The organism is Bacillus sp. B1-b2 (assembly GCF_009183415.1).
Taxonomy (GTDB): Bacteria; Bacillota; Bacilli; order Bacillales; family Cytobacillaceae; genus Niallia.
The window spans coordinates 77,906-96,855 of record NZ_WEHU01000013.1; the positions used below are offsets into that span (position 1 = coordinate 77,906).

Annotated in this window: 19 protein-coding genes and 1 riboswitch; of the genes, 14 read left to right on the plus strand and 5 right to left on the minus strand. The window is 34.1% G+C overall.

The genetic code is table 11. The features are described from left to right. Nucleotides 1–18: 18 nt before the first annotated feature. The 5 genes from F9279_RS14015 (at nt 19) to F9279_RS14035 (ending at nt 7,266) form a co-directional block, all read left to right on the plus strand. The gene (locus F9279_RS14015) at nt 19–996 is read left to right on the plus strand and encodes an electron transfer flavoprotein subunit alpha/FixB family protein (RefSeq protein ID WP_193224574.1); all 978 of its coding nucleotides are present in this window, start codon (nt 19–21) and stop codon (nt 994–996) included. A gap of 123 nt (nt 997–1,119) precedes the next feature. Then, the gene (gene trxA, locus F9279_RS14020) at nt 1,120–1,434 is read left to right on the plus strand and encodes a thioredoxin (RefSeq protein WP_152114065.1); all 315 of its coding nucleotides are present in this window, start codon (nt 1,120–1,122) and stop codon (nt 1,432–1,434) included. Nucleotides 1,435–1,741: 307 nt separating this feature from the next. Further along, nucleotides 1,742–3,496 carry an excinuclease ABC subunit UvrC gene (gene uvrC / locus F9279_RS14025; RefSeq protein ID WP_413463213.1) on the plus strand — a complete coding sequence of 585 codons (1,755 nt, stop codon included), beginning with the start codon at nt 1,742–1,744 and terminating at the stop codon, nt 3,494–3,496. 51 nt (nt 3,497–3,547) lie between these two features. After that, a riboswitch (Lysine riboswitch) is annotated at nt 3,548–3,729 on the plus strand. Between the two features lie 135 nt (nt 3,730–3,864). Then, nucleotides 3,865–5,094, plus strand: a complete 1,230-nt coding sequence (locus F9279_RS14030; protein ID WP_152114068.1) for an aspartate kinase — start codon at nt 3,865–3,867, stop codon at nt 5,092–5,094. A 156-nt stretch (nt 5,095–5,250) separates the two neighbouring features. After that, nucleotides 5,251–7,266 (plus strand): methyl-accepting chemotaxis protein, encoded by a 2,016-nt coding sequence (locus F9279_RS14035; RefSeq protein ID WP_152114071.1) that lies wholly within the window; start codon nt 5,251–5,253, stop codon nt 7,264–7,266. Between the two features lie 109 nt (nt 7,267–7,375). Here F9279_RS14035 and F9279_RS14040 read toward each other — a convergent pair whose 3' ends face one another. Then, nucleotides 7,376–7,846, minus strand: coding sequence for a YslB family protein (locus F9279_RS14040; RefSeq protein WP_152114073.1), 471 nt, complete (start codon nt 7,844–7,846; stop codon nt 7,376–7,378). Nucleotides 7,847–8,532: 686 nt separating this feature from the next. On the opposite strand from F9279_RS14040, the gene F9279_RS14045 reads away from it, so the two are divergent. Genes F9279_RS14045 through sdhB form a run of 3 tightly spaced genes read left to right on the plus strand, consistent with a single transcriptional unit; the run spans nt 8,533 to nt 11,719 of the window. Further along, a complete protein-coding gene (locus tag F9279_RS14045; protein WP_152114075.1) occupies nt 8,533–9,141 on the plus strand; it encodes a succinate dehydrogenase cytochrome b558 subunit in 609 nt (202 codons plus the stop codon). A gap of 54 nt (nt 9,142–9,195) precedes the next feature. After that, on the plus strand, nt 9,196–10,959 hold the full coding sequence (sdhA, locus tag F9279_RS14050) for a succinate dehydrogenase flavoprotein subunit (RefSeq protein WP_152114077.1): 1,764 nt from the start codon (nt 9,196–9,198) through the stop codon (nt 10,957–10,959). 1 nt (nt 10,960) lies between these two features. Next, a complete protein-coding gene (sdhB, locus tag F9279_RS14055; RefSeq protein ID WP_152114079.1) occupies nt 10,961–11,719 on the plus strand; it encodes a succinate dehydrogenase iron-sulfur subunit in 759 nt (252 codons plus the stop codon). Between the two features lie 226 nt (nt 11,720–11,945). Here sdhB and F9279_RS14060 read toward each other — a convergent pair whose 3' ends face one another. Then, nucleotides 11,946–13,100, minus strand: coding sequence for a 7-cyano-7-deazaguanine synthase (locus tag F9279_RS14060; RefSeq protein ID WP_152114081.1), 1,155 nt, complete (start codon nt 13,098–13,100; stop codon nt 11,946–11,948). A gap of 553 nt (nt 13,101–13,653) precedes the next feature. Here F9279_RS14060 and gerE point away from each other — a divergent pair. Continuing rightward, on the plus strand, nt 13,654–13,878 hold the full coding sequence (gerE, locus tag F9279_RS14065; RefSeq protein WP_016201768.1) for a spore germination transcription factor GerE: 225 nt from the start codon (nt 13,654–13,656) through the stop codon (nt 13,876–13,878). 154 nt (nt 13,879–14,032) lie between these two features. Here gerE and F9279_RS25220 read toward each other — a convergent pair whose 3' ends face one another. From F9279_RS25220 to F9279_RS14075, 3 genes are read right to left on the minus strand one after another with little or no spacing between them, the layout of a single operon-like run. Next, complete coding sequence (locus tag F9279_RS25220; RefSeq protein ID WP_193224575.1) at nt 14,033–14,179, minus strand: hypothetical protein; 147 nt, start codon at nt 14,177–14,179, stop codon at nt 14,033–14,035. Nucleotides 14,180–14,206: 27 nt separating this feature from the next. Then, entirely contained in the window at nt 14,207–14,401 is a 195-nt protein-coding gene (locus F9279_RS14070) for a hypothetical protein (protein WP_152114083.1), read from the minus strand. Nucleotides 14,402–14,448: 47 nt separating this feature from the next. After that, nucleotides 14,449–14,637 carry a hypothetical protein gene (locus F9279_RS14075; protein ID WP_152114085.1) on the minus strand — a complete coding sequence of 63 codons (189 nt, stop codon included), beginning with the start codon at nt 14,635–14,637 and terminating at the stop codon, nt 14,449–14,451. Nucleotides 14,638–15,073: 436 nt separating this feature from the next. Between F9279_RS14075 and F9279_RS14080 the strand changes: the two genes are divergently transcribed. The 5 genes from F9279_RS14080 to F9279_RS14100 all read left to right on the plus strand — a co-directional run bounded on the left by F9279_RS14080 (nt 15,074) and on the right by F9279_RS14100 (nt 18,836). Beyond that, complete coding sequence (locus F9279_RS14080; RefSeq protein WP_152114087.1) at nt 15,074–15,526, plus strand: MarR family winged helix-turn-helix transcriptional regulator; 453 nt, start codon at nt 15,074–15,076, stop codon at nt 15,524–15,526. Nucleotides 15,527–15,542: 16 nt separating this feature from the next. After that, nucleotides 15,543–16,337 carry a glutamate racemase gene (gene racE, locus F9279_RS14085; RefSeq protein ID WP_152114089.1) on the plus strand — a complete coding sequence of 265 codons (795 nt, stop codon included), beginning with the start codon at nt 15,543–15,545 and terminating at the stop codon, nt 16,335–16,337. 172 nt (nt 16,338–16,509) lie between these two features. Next, complete coding sequence (locus F9279_RS14090) at nt 16,510–17,577, plus strand: GerMN domain-containing protein (RefSeq protein WP_152114091.1); 1,068 nt, start codon at nt 16,510–16,512, stop codon at nt 17,575–17,577. 140 nt (nt 17,578–17,717) lie between these two features. Further along, the gene (locus F9279_RS14095) at nt 17,718–18,311 is read left to right on the plus strand and encodes an XTP/dITP diphosphatase (RefSeq protein ID WP_152114093.1); all 594 of its coding nucleotides are present in this window, start codon (nt 17,718–17,720) and stop codon (nt 18,309–18,311) included. A 15-nt stretch (nt 18,312–18,326) separates the two neighbouring features. After that, nucleotides 18,327–18,836: a metallophosphoesterase family protein gene (locus tag F9279_RS14100; protein ID WP_152114095.1), complete on the plus strand. Its 510-nt coding sequence runs from the start codon at nt 18,327–18,329 to the stop codon at nt 18,834–18,836. Nucleotides 18,837–18,950: the final 114 nt, after the last annotated feature.

Here is an 18,950-nt window from a genome sequence, read left to right on the forward strand (position 1 = left end):
TTGTAAATGGAGGAAAAAATGGCGAAAGAAAGGATTCTTATTTTTGGAGAAGTGTATCATAATAGCATTAAATCGATAACATTAGAATGTATAGATGCCATAAAGCATTTAAAGAGAAAGGCTGAATTGATTGTCTTATTAAGCGGGGAAGATGTAAAAAAGCATGCTGAAGAATTAAGTTATTATCCAATAGACAAAATTATAACAGTAGAATCCCCCTTTCTATCTAGATTCTCCATTGAGACATGGAATAACATGGTAGAGTCTGTGATAGAAAACTTGGAACCAACAATAATAGTGTTTGGTCATACAGAGATAGGGAGGTCAATTACACCTTATATAAGTGAAAGACTAAATATCCCCTTATTTTCTAATGTTGAAACTTTAGAAATGAAAGAAAATAAGCTACAAATAACTAGACCTGCTTTTTCAGGAAAACTAACGGAGTATCTACAAATAGAAGAAACACCCTATATTCTTACACTAAAGCCAAAGGTTTGGTCAAGTATATCTAAAATGGAAAACAAAAAGAGTCAAGTAATTGCTATGAATGTGGAAATAGAAAAACCTGTATTTTCCCTTAGTAGATTAGTCCAAAGTGAAAAAGAGCAAAGTAATTTAACAGATGCAAAGATAATTGTTGGTGCTGGAAGAGGGGTAGAAACTAAGGAAGGCTTTGAGCTTGTCGAACAGCTTGCGCAAAAACTTGGAGGAGCGGTAGGTGTATCCAGAGGGGCTGTAGAGCTGGGAGTTACTGATTCTTCTATTCAAATAGGACAAACAGGTAAAACGGTTGCTCCAGACATTTATATCGCTTGTGGAATTTCCGGTGCTATTCAACACTTAATAGGAGTTAAATCAGCGAAAACCATAATAGCTATTAATAAGGATCCGCATTCCCCCATTTTTGAATATGCAGACTATTGCCTAGTAGGAGATATTTTTGATGTTATTCCTGCTTTAATAAAGGAATGGAACCAAGAAAGTATGGAATAATATTGGATGGATGGAGCATTATTTGGAAAACATAACGTTTGAAACATATTATTAGTATCCTTTATCAAACCATGGTATACTTTCGATATTATAAGTTAAACACTTTGAGGAGGCATATATATAATGGCAATTACACATGCAACAGATCAAACATTCCAAACAGAAACAGGTTCAGGTGTCGTACTAGTAGATTTCTGGGCACCATGGTGCGGACCTTGTAAAATGATTGCTCCAGTTCTAGAAGAACTTGATGGTGAAATCGGTGATAAAGTAAAAATCGTGAAAGTAGATGTAGATGAAAACCAACAATCAGCATCTCAATTCGGTGTTATGAGTATCCCAACATTATTGGTTCTTAAAGAAGGAGAAGTAGTAGATAAAGTAGTTGGTTTCCAACCAAAAGAAGCTCTTTCTGAATTATTAGCAAAACACGTTTAATTCTTAGGAAAAAACACGAAAACGTAGGTAAACCATGCAATTGGTTTACCTACGTTTTTTTTATTTGTGATTGTACCTTTAAAACCTTTTCATGACAAAAGCAAAGATACAACCTTTGTATGAAGGAAAAGGGAATCTAAATTCCCCTTGTTCTAATATAAAAATATTACCAACACATGCTTTTTTCTTGATGAATACTTGAAATAACCTATAATAAAGATAGTATACATGTTCGATTATTTGAAGGTTAAGGTATGGTTTCATTCAGGGAGGGAACTAATTGAACGATATTATTAAACATAAATTAATGATCTTGCCAGATCAGCCTGGATGTTATTTAATGAAAGACCGTCAAGGAACGATCATTTATGTCGGTAAAGCTAAGGTTTTAAAAAATCGAGTTCGTTCCTATTTCACAGGCTCACATGATGGAAAAACATTAAGATTAGTAAATGAAATAGAAGACTTTGAGTATATAATTACGTCTTCTAATATAGAAGCATTAATTTTAGAATTAAATTTAATAAAAAAACATGATCCAAAGTATAATATTATGCTTAAGGATGATAAAAGCTATCCTTTTATTAAGCTTACAGCAGAAAGACATCCGAGACTCATTACAACCCGCCAAGTAAAAAAAGATAAAGGAAAATACTTTGGACCCTATCCAAATGCTCAAGCAGCAAATGAAACAAAAAAGCTACTTGATAGAATTTATCCTTTGCGCAAATGTAATACCCTACCAGACAGGGTTTGCTTATATTATCATTTAGGACAATGCTTAGCACCTTGTGTGAATGATGTATCAGAGAAAGAATACAAAGCTATTGTGGATGATATTTCAAAATTTTTAAATGGTGGATATAAAGATATTAAGAAAGAATTATCAGAAAAGATGATGGCAGCATCAGAGGAATTAGATTTCGAACGTGCAAAAGAATTTAGAGATCAAATTGCTCATATTGAAGCAACGATGGAAAAGCAAAAAATGATGATGACTGATTTAGTAGATCGAGATATCTTCGGTTATGCTTATGATAAGGGCTGGATGTGTGTACAGGTATTCTTTGTTCGCCAAGGGAAATTGATTGAAAGAGATGTTAGTATGTTTCCTATCTATCAAGAACCAGAAGAAGAAATGCTAACATATTTAGGTCAATTCTACGATAAAGCAAACCATTTTAAACCAAAAGAGATTTATATTCCTGATGATATTCAAGGAGAAATGGTAGAAGAGATTCTTCAAGTAAAAGTAATAAAGCCACAAAGAGGACAGAAAAAGGATTTAGTGCTACTAGCAAGTAAAAATGCTAAGAATGCATTAAAAGAGAAATTTGCTTTAATTGAAAGAGATGAAGATCGTACCATTAAGGCAGTAGAGAATTTAGGTAACCAAATGGGAATCTATGCTCCACTGCGAATGGAAGCATTTGATAATAGTAATATCCAAGGTACGAATCCTGTATCGGCTATGATTGTCTTTATAGACGGGAAGCCTGCTAAAAAAGAATATCGTAAATATAAAATAAAATCTGTTCAAGGACCAGATGACTATGAATCAATGAGAGAAGTGGTTCGAAGAAGATACCAACGAGTACTAAAAGAGGGATTGCCGCTTCCAGATTTAATCTTAATTGATGGAGGAAAAGGACATTTAGAAGCGGTCCGAGAAATCCTGCTAGATGAATTAAGCTTAGATATTCCAGTAGCTGGGTTAGTGAAGGATGATAAGCACAAAACCTCTCAATTGCTTTATGGAAATCCATTAGAAATCATTCCTTTAGAAAGAAATAGTCAGGAATTCTATCTATTACAAAGGATACAAGATGAGGTTCACCGTTTTGCCATTACTTTTCATCGCCAATTACGTGGAAAAAATGCATTTCAATCCCTTTTAGATGATATACCAGGGATTGGTGAGAAACGTCGAAAGCTTCTTTTAAAAACTTTTGGTTCTGTAAAAAAAATGAAAGAAGCGTCTATGGATGATTTTCAAAAGGCAGGGATTCCACTTCATGTGGCTGAGCAATTAATGGAAAGATTAAAAGAAGAAAAACAGTGATTGTCGTTTTTAAGACACTGTGCTATAATAATTTCAACTTATAACTGAATAAGTGAAGGTAGAGGTGCGAGCTTCAAGAGTAGTAATTCGGAGAAGGATGAGCTTCCGTGAAGAATTATGAAAGGGATAGATCGCCGAAGTAAAGAATGTCTCATTGATTTCTTTACTGGTTTTGCATTGAATAAATGTAAGACTGTCAAAACAAGGAACTGTTTTGGAGAGCTATCTCACTGTTTGTGCATCTTAATGTATACATACTGCACGGCAATGAGACGTTCTCATTGCTTTTTTTATTGCAAAAAATAATAAAAGCAAGGGGAAGATTATAGACAACCTCTAAGAATAATGAGAAAAGGTAGGGAGAAGTTGTGGGATTAGTTGTACAAAAATTTGGTGGAACATCGGTTGGTAGTGCAGAAAGAATTCTTCATGTAGCGGAAAGAGTGATAGAAGAAAAAAATCGTGGCAATGATGTTGTAGTTGTCGTATCGGCAATGGGGAAAACAACAGACTCTCTAGTAACTTTAGCAAATGAAGTTACTAGTAAGCCCTCTAAAAGGGAAATGGATGTATTGCTATCAACAGGAGAGCAAATTACCATTAGTTTACTCGCTATGGCATTGCAGGCTAAAGGGGTCGAAGCGATTTCATATACAGGGTGGCAAGCAGGAATAGAAACAGAGGATATTCATGGTAATGCACGTATATTAAATATCCAGACAGAAAGAGTACAGAAACAATTAGAGCAAGGTAAAGTTGTCATTGTTGCTGGTTTTCAAGGTTCTACGATAGAAGGAGATATTACTACACTAGGTCGTGGTGGTTCTGATACAACAGCAGTTGCACTTGCAGCAAGTCTTAAAGCAGATAAATGTGATATTTATACAGATGTAACAGGTGTGTTTACAACAGATCCTCGTTACGTGAAATCAGCAAGAAAGTTATTAGCAATCTCCTACGATGAAATGCTTGAATTAGCAAATCTAGGTGCAGGAGTGCTACACCCAAGGGCAGTAGAGTATGCTAAAAACTATCAAGTACCATTAATAGTACGCTCAAGTATGGAACAAGAAGAAGGAACAATCATCGAGGAGGAAGTTTCAATGGAACAAGGTTTAGTTGTAAGAGGAGTTGCTTTTGAAGATAATATTACAAGTGTTACCGTATTAGGATTAAAGAATCCATTAACAAGTCTATCTACTATTTTCACAACACTTGCAGCACATCATATTAATGTGGATATTATAATTCAAAGCTTAACAAACAATCAAACAATGAATGTATCTTTCTCTATAAAAGATAGCGATTTAGACGAAACACTGAAAGTACTTGAAGCAAACAAGGAAGCATTGAGCTATGAGAAAGTTATTTCTGAACAAGGATTAGCGAAAGTATCCATTGTTGGATCTGGTATGATTTCTAATCCAGGCGTTGCAGCAGACATGTTTAAAGTACTTGCATCAGAAGAAATTGTTATTAAAATGGTGAGCACTTCAGAAATTAAGGTTTCCACGGTTATTGAAAAGGAAAATATGGTTAAAGCAGTAGAAACATTACATGATGCCTTTGAGCTTAGCAAGATTACCGTAAATGCATAAGTTGTAGAAATCAGGGACTAGATTAACATGTTAATCTAGTCCCTTTGAATTGTCACGATTTAGACATACAATTTTCAAAAAATGAAAATGGAAGCGCTTTATATTATGATAGAATGAATAAAAGGGTATATTTTACTATTCAGGGGGATGTAGGATGTGAAAAAACAATACTTTCGTCATCTATCAAGAAAAATTACTAGCATTTTAAATGGGAAAATATTCACAGTAAAGCGAAGGTTAATCATTTCCTTTGCATTAATATTAATTGTTCCGAGCTTGCTTATTAGTGGTTTCTCGTATGCAAAAGCAAGGAGTGAAATGAACAAACAATTCATCAGTACCTCGGAAGAAAATGTGAAAATTGTAGATGAAATAATAAATAACACATTAGAACCAAGAATCTTACAGGCTATTATTTATTCTAAATCTCTCATTTATGATGAAAATGATAACAGTATTACTTCAGAGTTTAAACAAGAGTTTGATGATTTTATGGAGTTGAATTTAGATTTAGAAAGTGTATTCTTTGGAACACTTGATGGAAAAATGATTCAATCCCCTCAAAATATATTAGGAAGTGGCTATGACCCTAGGCAAGAGGATTGGTTTATAGAAGCTTCAGAAAACCGAGGGAAAGTTATTATTTCTAAACCCTATCTCTCTATTGCAACAGGAAATTTAGTAGTAGCAATTTCTAAGGAAGCAGAGAACCGATCAGGAGTCTTTGGAATGGAAGTAAGCTTAGAAAATATAAAAAATGTCATCTCGAATGTAAGTATAGGGGAAAAAGGATATATTATGATTCTTAATCCTGAGAAATACTACATTGCACATCCAACGAAAGAAGTTGGAAATATAGAAAAAGACAAAAATATAGAAAAGCTTTATAAAAGCAATAGTGGAATGACAGAATGGAAGGAAAATAATGACGATTATATAGTTAAGTATACAACCAATATGTCTTCTGGATGGAAAATATCGGGAGTAATTAATCAATCAGAAATCAATGAAATGACATTTCCTATTCTTCTGCAGACTAGCATAGTTATATTGGTTTCCCTACTTATTGGAGGATTCCTTGTCTACTTTATCATTATATCTATTATTAGCCCTTTAAATAAATTAAAAAAATCTGCCATTCTAGTTAGTGAAGGAAACTTAACGGAAAAAGTAGAAATTCAAAGAGAAGATGAAATTGGTCAAGTTGCTTTAGCATTTAAAAATATGGCACAAAATTTACATACCATCATTACAGAAGTTAACGTAAAGTCTGAGCAGGTTGCTGCTTCATCTGAAGAACTTTTAGCAAGTTCCGAGCAAACGACTGTGTCATCCGAATTCGTTGCAACAACTATACAAGATGTAGCTAGTAGTGCAGAAAGTCAAAGTAAGCGCTTAATTGAAAACTCGGAGTCCTTAAATGATATCTCCAACCATATTAATAAAGTAGCAGATAATGTCAAACATGTTTCTAGTTTAAGTAACACGACTGTTTTACAAGCAATGGAAGGAGAAGCATCTGTTAATGATACAGTGAAGCAAATGAATGGAATTTTTCATTCTGTAGAAACTGCTAATGAACAAATGAAGAATTTACATGAAAGAACGAAAGCAATAGAATCTATCGTAGATGTGATTAGTGGAATAGCAGGACAAACAAGATTACTTGCATTAAATGCAGCAATTGAAGCGGCAAGAGCTGGAGACCAAGGAAAAGGTTTTGCTGTAGTTGCTGCAGAAGTTGGTAAATTAGCTAAGCAATCAGAGGTATCTGCAAGTGAAATAGGAGACATAGTAAATAATATTCTAACAGATACTATTACAACGGCGAAGGGCATGGAGGACGTTACTATACATGTTCAAAAGGGTATTCAGGCTTCTCAACAAACATCAGACACATTTATTGATATTATCGATAAAATACAAAGCATTTCCCCTCAAATAGAAGAAGTTTCTACTCTAGCTAGTGAAATGGCAGATCATGTGCAACAGGTTGCTGTGTCAGCTAATGATTTATTAGAGATTTCTATGGAAAATGCTGTATATTCCGAACAAATGGCAACAACAACAGATGAACAACTTGCAGCTATGCAAGAGATTAAAGCATCTGCTAGTTCATTAGCACATGTTGCAGAAGAGTTAAAGCAAAATATCAATCAGTTTAAAATTTAAATCAAAAAACACAGTATGCTTCTCTAATGTAAGAGTTTAGTATACTGTGTTTATTGACAGTATGTATTTCAGTTAAGTTCAATGAAATACATAGATGTGATGGTAATTCCTATTCTACACTATCTTTACTATCCCAACGGACAGTTATGGTTACTTTATTGCTTCTTCTTTTAGGATCTTCAAATGCTTCTGCAATCACATTTTTACTGTGTTCATATTGCTGTGCTAAGTATCCTGCTTCTAATTGGAAGGTGCATTTTCCTTTTTCTTTTAGCCTTTTCTCTATTAATTCGCTAGATAATGAATATACTACTTCATTTTTAGTTTGTTTCACTATTTCTAATTTTCCCCATGCAACTTTTTGAAAAAAAGAAACAGACTCTTCTACACTATCTAGAGGAAATAAACGTGCTATACGTTTGCCAGCCCAATAAAGCAAATCAGGCGTTTCTCTTCCTAATAATTCAGGAATAAGAATTTCACGTATTAATTCATAGCCATAAGCAGGAACAGTTAATGGATCACTATCTACCTTTGTAATATCTGCTACTACTTCTTCTATTGATGTTACATCACTCATAATGCTCTCCTCTTTCTCCCATTCTATTATATTCTATATCGATTTTTTGAATATAAAATGTTTCTGTTAGTTTTCATTCCCTTTAGGCAAATATCTCTTTCCTTCTACTAAAGAAGATCTGTCTCATTAGTATACTGTAAAAACGAAAAAAAATCATAAAATTAAAAGTTGAAACATGTCAGATTGTAGAAAGACTCTTAAATAGAGAAACATGATATAACAGGGTAGTAAATTTATTTATTCCACTGAATATGGGGCTGATTTCTGTTACAGAGGTCCGCTTTCCACGTGGCTCATCTACAAGCTTCACGAGTCACGCTCCTGTTTTTTCTCGGATTGTCTCGCTAATCCCAGGAGTCTCACCCATGGAACGTAGATCAGCTGTATAAAAATGTTTTCTTTCTTCCTAAATCACTCTTGTCAAAGAAGCTGATTTATCTTATTCCTTCTATTATTTGTACCCTTGCTAGTAATTATTCGGAGTGTAATTGGTAGGATATTTTTTCTACTTTCCACATATATATGGTAATGAAATAAATAGAAAGAAATTTTATTTTATGTATCCGTTTTCTTGACCGCATTTTTTTTAAAGAGTACAATTAAATTGTCACTAAATTGTAAGAATTTTTGATTATGTAATCGGTTTATTGAAATTTTCCATGTTAACTATTCAGAGGGGGAAAGTTATGACAGCGAATCGAGAATTCCTATTCAGGAGACTTCACTCTTTATTGGGAGTGATTCCAGTAGGGGTATTTTTAATCCAACATTTAGTAGTGAATCAATTTGCCACAAGAGGACCAGAAGCCTTTAATAAGGCTGCAGCCTTTATGGAACATTTGCCATTTAGGTATTTTTTAGAAATATTTATTATTCTACTTCCAATTCTATACCATGCAATATACGGTATTTATATTGCCTTTACAGCCAAAAATAATACCAAAAACTATAGTTATTTCCGAAATTGGATGTTTTACATTCAACGAGTAACTGGCATCATTACGCTGGTTTTTATCGTATGGCATGTATGGGAAACAAGGATAGCTGCACAATTTGGCAAAGAAGTAAATTATGATATGATGGCTGAAATTTTGGCTAATCCTTGGATGCTAATCTTCTATTTAGTTGGAGTTATCTCAACGATCTTTCATTTCTCCAATGGATTATGGTCATTCTGTATCAGCTGGGGCATTACCGTTACACCAAAATCTCAAAAAATTAATACATATGTCACTTTAGGCATTTTTATCGCATTATCCATTGTAGGTGTGCGTGCTATATTTGCTTTTGTATAAGAGCGTACTAGATTAGTAGGATTGTATATTAGCATCAGAGGAGTGGTGAAAGGAATGAAGAAAGGGAAAGTAATAATAGTCGGTGGTGGATTGGCAGGTTTAATGGCTGCCATAAAAGTAGCAGAAACAGGTACTCAATTAGATTTGTTTTCCCTTGTACCTGTAAAAAGGTCACATTCAGTATGTGCACAAGGTGGCATTAACGGGGCTGTTAATACAAAAGGAGAAGGAGATTCACCATTAGAGCATTTTGATGATACGGTATATGGTGGAGATTTTTTAGCAAACCAACCTCCTGTTAAGGCGATGGCTGAAGCGGCTCCAGGTATCATCCATTTAATGGATCGTATGGGAGTAATGTTTAACAGAACACCAGAAGGATTACTAGACTTCCGTCGTTTCGGTGGTACACAGTATCACAGAACAGCTTTTGCTGGTGCGACAACGGGACAGCAACTACTATATGCACTAGATGAACAGGTTAGAAGATATGAAGTGGAAGGACTTGTCGTAAAGTATGAAGGCTGGGAGTTCCTTGGAATTATAACAGATGATGAGGGAGTTTGCCGAGGAGTTAAAGCACAGGATTTAAAGACAATGGAAATAAAAACGTTTCGAGCAGATGCTGTAATCCTAGCAACAGGAGGACCAGGGATTATCTTCGGAAAATCAACAAACTCTATTATTAATACAGGTTCTGCTGCATCTGTTGCTTACCAACAAGGTGCTTACTATGCGAATGGAGAGTTTATCCAAATACATCCTACGGCTATTCCAGGTGATGATAAGTTAAGACTAATGAGTGAATCTGCACGTGGAGAAGGCGGAAGAATTTGGACATATAAAGACGGAAAGCCATGGTATTTTCTTGAAGAAAAGTACCCTGCATATGGCAACTTAGTGCCGAGGGATATTGCTACTCGTGAAATCTTCTCTGTTTGTGTAGACCAAAAACTAGGCATTAATGGTGAAAACATGGTGTATTTAGATTTATCTCATAAAAATCCAAAAGAATTGGATATTAAGCTTGGTGGAATTATTGAGATATATGAAAAGTTCACAGGAGAAGATCCTAGAAAATTGCCAATGAAAATTTTCCCTGCTGTTCATTATTCAATGGGAGGATTATGGGTAGATTATGATCAAATGACAAATATACCTGGTTTATTTGCAGCAGGTGAATGTGATTATTCACAGCATGGAGCAAATCGCTTAGGAGCTAACAGTCTATTATCTGCCATCTATGGCGGAATGGTGGTAGGTCCTAATGCTGTAAGATACATTAGTGGGCTACAAAAAAGTGCAGAAGATCTTTCCTCTTCTATTTATGATACTGCTGTAAAGGAAGAACAGGAAAAATGGCAGGATATTATCAAAATGGATGGCACAGAAAATGCATATATTCTTCATAAAGAATTAGGAGAATGGATGACAGACAATGTAACAGTTGTACGCTACAATGAGAAACTATTAGCTACAGATAATAAAATTCAGGAACTATTAGAAAGATATCAAAAGATTAATATGCATGATACAGCAAAATGGAGCAATCAAGGAGCTGTATTTACACGACAATTAGAAAATATGCTTCAACTTGCAAGGGTTATTACTATTGGAGCATATAATCGTAATGAAAGTCGAGGAGCTCATTATAAACCAGAATTCCCAGATAGAAATGATGAGGACTTCTTAAGAACAACAATGGCGAAATTTGTTTCAGCCAAAGAAGCACCTGATTTCCACTATCAAGAAGTGGATACTTCGTTAATCAAACCTAGAAAGAGAGATTATTCCAAGCAAAAAGAAGGAGTGAAATAACATGGGGGAACAACGATCCGTCACGTTACAAATTACTAGACAAGATGACCCAGATTCACCATCTTATGTACAAGAATTTACTCTTCCATACCGACCAAATATGAATGTCATCTCTGCACTAATGGAAATTCGTAGAAACCCAGTAACTTCAAGTGGAGAAGAAACGGCACCTATTTCCTGGGATATGAATTGCTTAGAAGAAGTTTGTGGGGCATGCTCTATGGTTATAAACGGAAAACCTAGACAATCATGTACGGCACTTATTGATCAATTAGAGCAGCCAGTTCGACTGGAACCTATGAGAACCTTTCCCGTTGTTCGTGATCTTCAAGTAGATAGAAGTCGTATGTTTGATAGTCTTAAAAAGGTAAAAGCATGGATTCCTATTGATGGGACATATGATTTAGGACCTGGACCAAGAATGCCAGAGAAAAAACGTCAATGGGCTTATGAATTATCTAAGTGCATGACTTGTGGTGTATGCTTAGAAGCTTGTCCGAATGTTAATGATAAATCAAACTTTATGGGACCAGCTCCTTTATCACAGGTTAGGCTATTTAACTCTCATCCAACAGGTGAGATGAATAAAGAAGATAGATTGCAAGAAATTATGGGTGATGGTGGGCTTGCAAACTGTGGTAATTCACAAAACTGTGTGCAATCTTGCCCAAAGGGGATTCCATTAACTACTTCTATAGCTGCGCTTAATAGAGAGACTACTTTTCAAGCGTTTAAGGATTTCTTTGGTAGTGATCGTTAAATGAGGAAAGACCACTAGGGAATCTAGTGGTCTTATATTATGTGGAATTTAAGCATATAGAGATTGTTAGTCTTATAATGAAGGAGGATGATCTTCGCTTTAGGGTCTCGTCTGTTCACTAATCCCGTAGGAGTCTCACCCCTTACGCTCCAATCATCCTGCAAAATATTTTTATTTTTCCTCTTATTCCTAGAAGATAATGTATGGCTTCTAATTAATCTTTTATCTAATTAGGATTATATTTTTCTATAAAGCTATGATAAGAGGTAATAAAATCTAGTGCTGCTTTTTCTTCAATTGTGGATAGGGATTCAAGTTTGTTTTCTATTAACGCACTCAATGATTCAAAAGATTGTAGTGTTTCTTTGAATATTTCTTGATCCCGGTCATTGCTGATTGTCTCTATTTTTGTTCCGTAATCATATTGATAGAATCCATCGTAAACTTCATTTTCTGTAACAGCCATCATCATTTTGCGTTGAAGGCATTGTTTGCAGATGCCACATGATAAACTTAGAGCATTTTTTTCTTTAGTTTTTCTTTTGATGCAATCAGATGTATTTTTAATCTGTAATTTATAGTTTTTTGGTAATTCTTTAATAATGTCTGTCCTAGTTTTATGCAGAAATGGTAGTTGAATGTGAATATTAAGTGATGCGTATTGATAAATTGCTTTTAGTAGTTCATAGGTTTTAGGTTGTGCTGCTTTATCGATAAGATAAGAGTTTTGTTCAATATCTAGATTTATCTTGTTACTTTGGTAGAAGTTTACGTTCTTTCCACCGTTAAAATATACTTTTGCACTAGCGAGTGTTAGTAATAAAAGGTTGAGTGATGCTGAGTGCTTAGCCTTAGTATAATGAAAGTGCTTTAAATCCCCTCGAATAATTTCCGAAGAGTTAGAAATAGAATCTCCTAAGAATAAACTCAATTTCTGTTGTTTTACTTTGTCATTATTTTTGTTGACTAAATGAATATAATCAAATTCTTCATCCTTAGCTAAAATTAGCCCAGCTATTGATTCCAAGTCATCATAAAATAAGGAAATATCTAGTTCACTAGGCAATAAGAAAGTAAGTTCATGTTGTGTATGAAAAATTTGTTCTACGAATTGAAGCTGAATGGGCTTATCTGTGATCCACTCAAAAAGATTGGTTACTAACATAATTTTCTTTCCCCAGAAGGAGGGGTCAAATACTGGAATAATGAGTGTTGCCTCATTCCTCTTTTTATTATTATTAATATCATAGAAAAATAAGCTTCCAATAATGGTAATTATGTCTATCAGCTTGGTACTAGTTTCTTCATAGTCATAATACATTCCATTTAGCAAGTCTTTATGTAAATTAGATAAATGGTCAATAGTTAGTTTCATCGTCATCACCAAAACTTCCTTGAAAACAAATAAGAAAAACAATTGAATTAGTTATTATTAATAAAATTATACCATTTTTAGAATAGGAAGAAACATCTAATAACTTATTAAGCTAATTAATCAATTGGGTAAGTGTTGGATAATTTCGGAATTGGAGTATAGTTCATAAAATACTCACCTTTTTTATAAAACTTATTAATAATGGAATGAATTTCAATTTATAGGAGGGTAGGAAGTCGAAAGGAAGATATCAGCTTAGGATATAATCTGGATGATGAATGTATATGAATATAAAATCATATTGGCTTTAAAATAATGAGTATTTCTTCTTTATAATACGTAACTAAAATGAGTAATAAGGAAATAAATCGTTATTCCGATATGTTCTGTGGGAAAGAGAATTCTGCATCCTAAATTTAAGTTTTATTAGGATAAATAAATACTCCCCAATTTCCCTAAAACCATTCACTCCAAGGAGTCTCCCTACATAATATATTCAGACTATAACTATACCCATCCCAAAGTTCATAGCTGGCAAAGGCAAGGAGGGTTACACTACTTGAAGGAGAATGAATTTACTCACAAGCCATTATTAACAAAAAGAGAAAGAGAAGTATTTGAGCTGTTAGTCCAAGATAAAACGACTAAGGAAATCGCGAGCGATTTATTCATAAGCGAGAAAACAGTTCGAAATCATATTTCTAATGCTATGCAGAAGCTGGGCGTTAAGGGACGTTCACAAGCTGTTGTAGAGCTCCTAAGAATGGGAGAACTAGAGCTATAATGAAGAAGATGATCTGTGTAAGCGTCATAGTCAGACAAACAACACTTACACGGGTCATTTTCTTTAAATTAAGGGAGAGGGTAGTAAAGAATAAGGATGATGAGAAGTGTAAGGAGAAAAAACATCCTACAGATTAAGTAGGATTCTAAAGACATTATTTTAACTGATCAAGCTTACTTGAGATTTCTCTGAGAATGTCATTTTTTTCTTTTAATAACTGATAAAACTTTACTACTGCAATAATAATTAAAACGGCAGGTAGTAAAGAAATGAGAAGGGTTACAATCGGTATAATGCTCATTATAAATAGCCAACTCCTTTAAAATACTTATAATGCTTGAAATTTTTCAGTCTGTTTGACTTTCATAGAGACTACTTCTCCGCACTTCTTGCAAAATAAAACAGTTATCGGAGAGCCTGTAGAAAATATTTTATCTGTTGGTCGAACGGCAGCATATCCTTCTAAAGATCCTTCAGCAAAGGTAGTACTTCCACAATCTCTACAATGCAAATTCGTATCCATTCCTATCACCTCTAATGATATTTTGAAATGCAAAAAAATTTAATAGTTTATTTTTTATCCAATCGATCATCAAGCTTTCTAGAAATTTCCTTTAAAATCTCATTCTTTTCTTTCATTAACTTGTAAAACTTAACTACTGCAATGATGATTAGTACTATAGGGACTAGATAAAACAATGAACCAAAAAATAATGATATTAGTGATAAAAAATCCCCAGACCCAGATACAACACTCATCTACTATACCTCCAATTGTTAGCTATCTATAGTAACTAATACGATTACATAACAAAAAGGTTTCAAAGGCAGCACATTCTCTCATAGTGCTTACATGTGAATAATTCATTTTTTACGTTAATGATGATGGTATCGTGTAGTTTGCAACATATCAGATATAATCAATAGTTAATTAGACATGTATTACCTGCTCATTCACACTTCATTGACCTCTAAAATATTCCATTTAATCAATAAAAGGATAGCTCATCTGCTGTCCTTTTTCTCATAGCCTAAAACAATGCTATAAATATAATATTTTTTTTCTAAATCTATATGACATACCGCATAACAAGTTTACGATTTCACATTTGTAGATTATAATTGATATAATGAAGATACGAAAAATGTCGGAAATTATATATTTCTGTATATCTAAAGTAGAGAGGTATTCAATATGACGGAAGAATTAAAGAACTCTAAAGAGTATTTAGATAATATTGCTACTATTGAAAAAGAGTTAAGGTATATTAGTGGGATTATTAAGCAAAAAGGAAGAGAGATTCTAAGTAACTATACGATAACACCACCACAGTTTGTTGCCTTACAGTGGTTATTTGAAGATGGGGACATGACGATTGGTGAACTTTCTAATAAGATGTTTTTAGCATTCAGCACGACAACAGATCTAGTTGATCGTATGGAAAAAAATGAGTTGGTTCAACGTGTAAAAGATCCGAATGATCGAAGGGTTGTTAGAATACATCTTTTAGAAGAAGGAAAGCGATTAATTGATGAAGTAATAAAAAAACGTCAAGTGTACCTTCAAGAAGTTTTAGGGGAATATACAACAGAGGAAATGGAAGATTTAAAGAAACATTTCTTACGATTACATCAAGAAATGCGATAAGAATGAGGCGGTTTTTTTGGAAAGAGCGATAGGGGTTATTGATTCTGGGGTTGGTGGATTAACAGTAGCAAAGGAAATTATGCGCCAGCTTCCATATGAAAATATCATCTATTTAGGTGATACAGCACGTTGTCCATATGGTCCGAGAACAGGTGAAGAAGTGAAATCTTTTACTTGGGAAATGACGCGCTTTCTTCTCGAGAAAAATATAAAAATGCTTGTTATTGCATGTAATACGGCTACTGCGGTGGCTATAGAAGAAATAAAAGCAAGCATTCCTATTCCTGTAATAGGTGTCATTATTCCAGGGGCCAGAACAGCTATTAAAGTGACAAGAAATCAACAAATTGGAATGATTGGCACTATTGGTACAGTTAAAAGCAGAGCATATGAAAAAGCGCTGAAGAAGATCAATAATAAGGTACAAACGAACAGCTTAGCGTGTCCGAAGTTTGTACCATTAGTTGAAAGTGGAGAATATGATGGTCCAGTTGCAAGAAAGATAGTTGCAGAAACCTTACTTCCATTAAAAGATACATCTATAGATACTCTCATTTTAGGGTGCACCCATTATCCTTTGCTCGAGAAAGTAATTCGTGAGGAAATGGGGAAAAAGGTGAAAGTGATAAGCTCTGGTGAGGAGACAGCAAGAGAAGTTAGTACCATTCTAAATCATCAGGACCAATTAGCTACATCTGATAATGAAGTGAAGCATCATTTTTACACAACTGGTTCTAAAGAGATGTTTATGAAGATAGCATCTAAGTGGTTGGAACAAGATATTGAGGCAGTAGAAACAATTGTATTATAGAAAAAACTAAGAATAGTACTTCATTATTTTTCCGCAAGTTGGAATAAATAGTGAAAATACTATTCTTTTTTTATAATGGCTAAAATAATTTTAGAAAAATCTCTTTAAGGCGGTCTAAAAATAAAATAGGCTCGTATATATATTAGTACAAACTGTCTTAGGAGTGATAAAGATGTCTAAGAATACCAAAAAAATGACCATTGTATCAGCGGTTATTATATCATCCGTATTAATTTCTGGTTGTAGCTTATTAGGAGGGAAAGAAAGTGTAGACCCACCTCAAAATACTACATATGAGGAAGATGCTGCCAAGGATTCAACAAAGGAAACAACAGGTGAAGTAGCAACAGAAGAAACAATGCCTGTTGAGTTATATTTAATGGACAAATATGGATATATCGTTCCACAAACATTAAACTTACCAAAAACCAATAGTGTAGCAAAGGAAAGTTTAGAGTATTTAGTCAAAGGTGGAAAAGTTACCGAATTACTTCCTAATGACTTTCAAGCTGTACTACCAGAAAATACGGAAGTTACTGTAAATATTAAGGACAAGGTTGCAACAGTTGATTTCTCTAGTGCGTTTAATGAGTATGAAGCAGAAAATGAATCAAAGATTTTACAATCTGTTACATGGACACTAACACAATTTGATACCATTGATTCTGTTAAGCTAACTGTAGCTGGTAAAGAACTAACAGAAATGCCAGTTAATAAAACGCCAATTCAAGGGGAATTAACTCGTGCAGATGGGATTAATATTGATACAGAAAACGTAACAGATATCGCAAATACTAGACCATTAACGGTATATTACCTAGGTGGAGAAATGGATTCTTACTATTATGTCCCTGTAACTAAGCGTGTTAGTAATGCAGAAGAAGATAATATTGCTTCAGCAGTCGGTGAATTAATCGAAGGGCCAGGTAGCCTTGGTGGAGCTTCTTCCTTAATGAGTTTCTTAACAGATGATGTAAAACTGTTAGATGATCCAGTAGTAGCAGATGGAAAAGTAACCTTGAATTTTAATGAAAATATTTATACAAGTGGGTTAGAAGGTGAAGAGAAGGTAGTAGCAGATGAAGTGTTGAATTCCATTGTACTATCCTTAACAGAGCAAAAAGGAATTGAAGGTGTGTCTATCACGGTTAATGGAGAAGCAGACTTAGTGAATGCAGAGGGAGAATCTTTAACAGAGCCAGTAACACGTCCTGAAAATGTAAATACAGGAAGTTTCTAATTATATAAGAAGAAAGGGTGTGCTTATACAAGCCATCCTTTTTTTTGTAGGAGGAATTTTGCATAAGTGGACGCAAAGATTTTTCAGTAGTAAACTAAATGTAGGTGAAATGTAAGTTAGTAAGAATAAAGGAGAATTTTATGAAAGAAATTATTATCGCAACAAAGAACCCAGGTAAAGCGAAAGAATTTGTTCAAATGTTTGAGCCGCTTGGATATGAAGTGAAGACATTATTGGATTTTCCAGAATTAGAAGATGTCGAAGAAACAGGAACAACCTTTGAGGAAAATGCAAAATTAAAAGCAGAGACTATATCTAATATTTTAAATAAAATTGTATTGTCCGATGATTCTGGTCTTATGATAGATGCTTTAGATGGAAGACCAGGTGTATATTCAGCGCGTTATGCAGGAGAGCAAAAAAATGATTCAGATAATATGGACAAGGTCTTAGAAGAGTTAAAGACTGTGCCTTCAGAAGATAGAACTGCACGTTTTTGCTGTACACTAGCTGTTGCTATCCCTGAAAAAGAATCGCTGACTTTTACAGGGGCGTGTGAAGGGGTAATAATGGAAGAAAAAAAAGGTACATATGGATTTGGTTATGATCCTATCTTTTATGTAGTAGAAGAGCAAAAAGCAATGGCGGAATTACCACCTGAAACTAAAAATAAAATAAGTCATCGTGCAAAAGCAATTCAACAATTAAAAATGCAAATACAAGATATTTTTTAAAGGAAGGTTATTGATATGAATGTACTAATAGTAAGTGATAGTCATGGCTTTCATTCCGAACTTGGCCAAGTTAAGGATAGACATGAAAAGGAAGTAGACTTATTCTTACATTGTGGGGATTCAGAACTTTCTAAAGACGAAAAAGCGATGCAAGGCTATGTGACGGTTCAAGGAAATTGTGATTATGAGGAAAGATATCCTACTCAAACTTTACAAAATGCTGCGGGTAAGAATATTTTTATGACACATGGTCATTTATATGGTGTGAAATCGAGTTTAACAAATTTGTCCTATAAAGCAAAAGAGATAGGAGCAAATATCGTTTGTTTTGGTCATTCACATTTATTAGGAATGGAAATGATAGAAGATATTTTATATATTAATCCAGGTAGCCTCAGACTTCCTAGAGGAAGGGTAGAACAAACATATGTGATCTTAACAATAGAAGAGAACAGATATGTAACAAATGTGTATGATCTTCACAAAGGACTATTACCTGAATTAAAGCGTGTTTTTTCCATCTAAAGTAAACTACCTAAAGAGAAATGAAAATATTTCTCTTTAGGAAAAAAAGTTTAAAATATTATTGACATAAGGTTCAATTGGTCATATAATAAGTAATGTCCTGATGACACATTA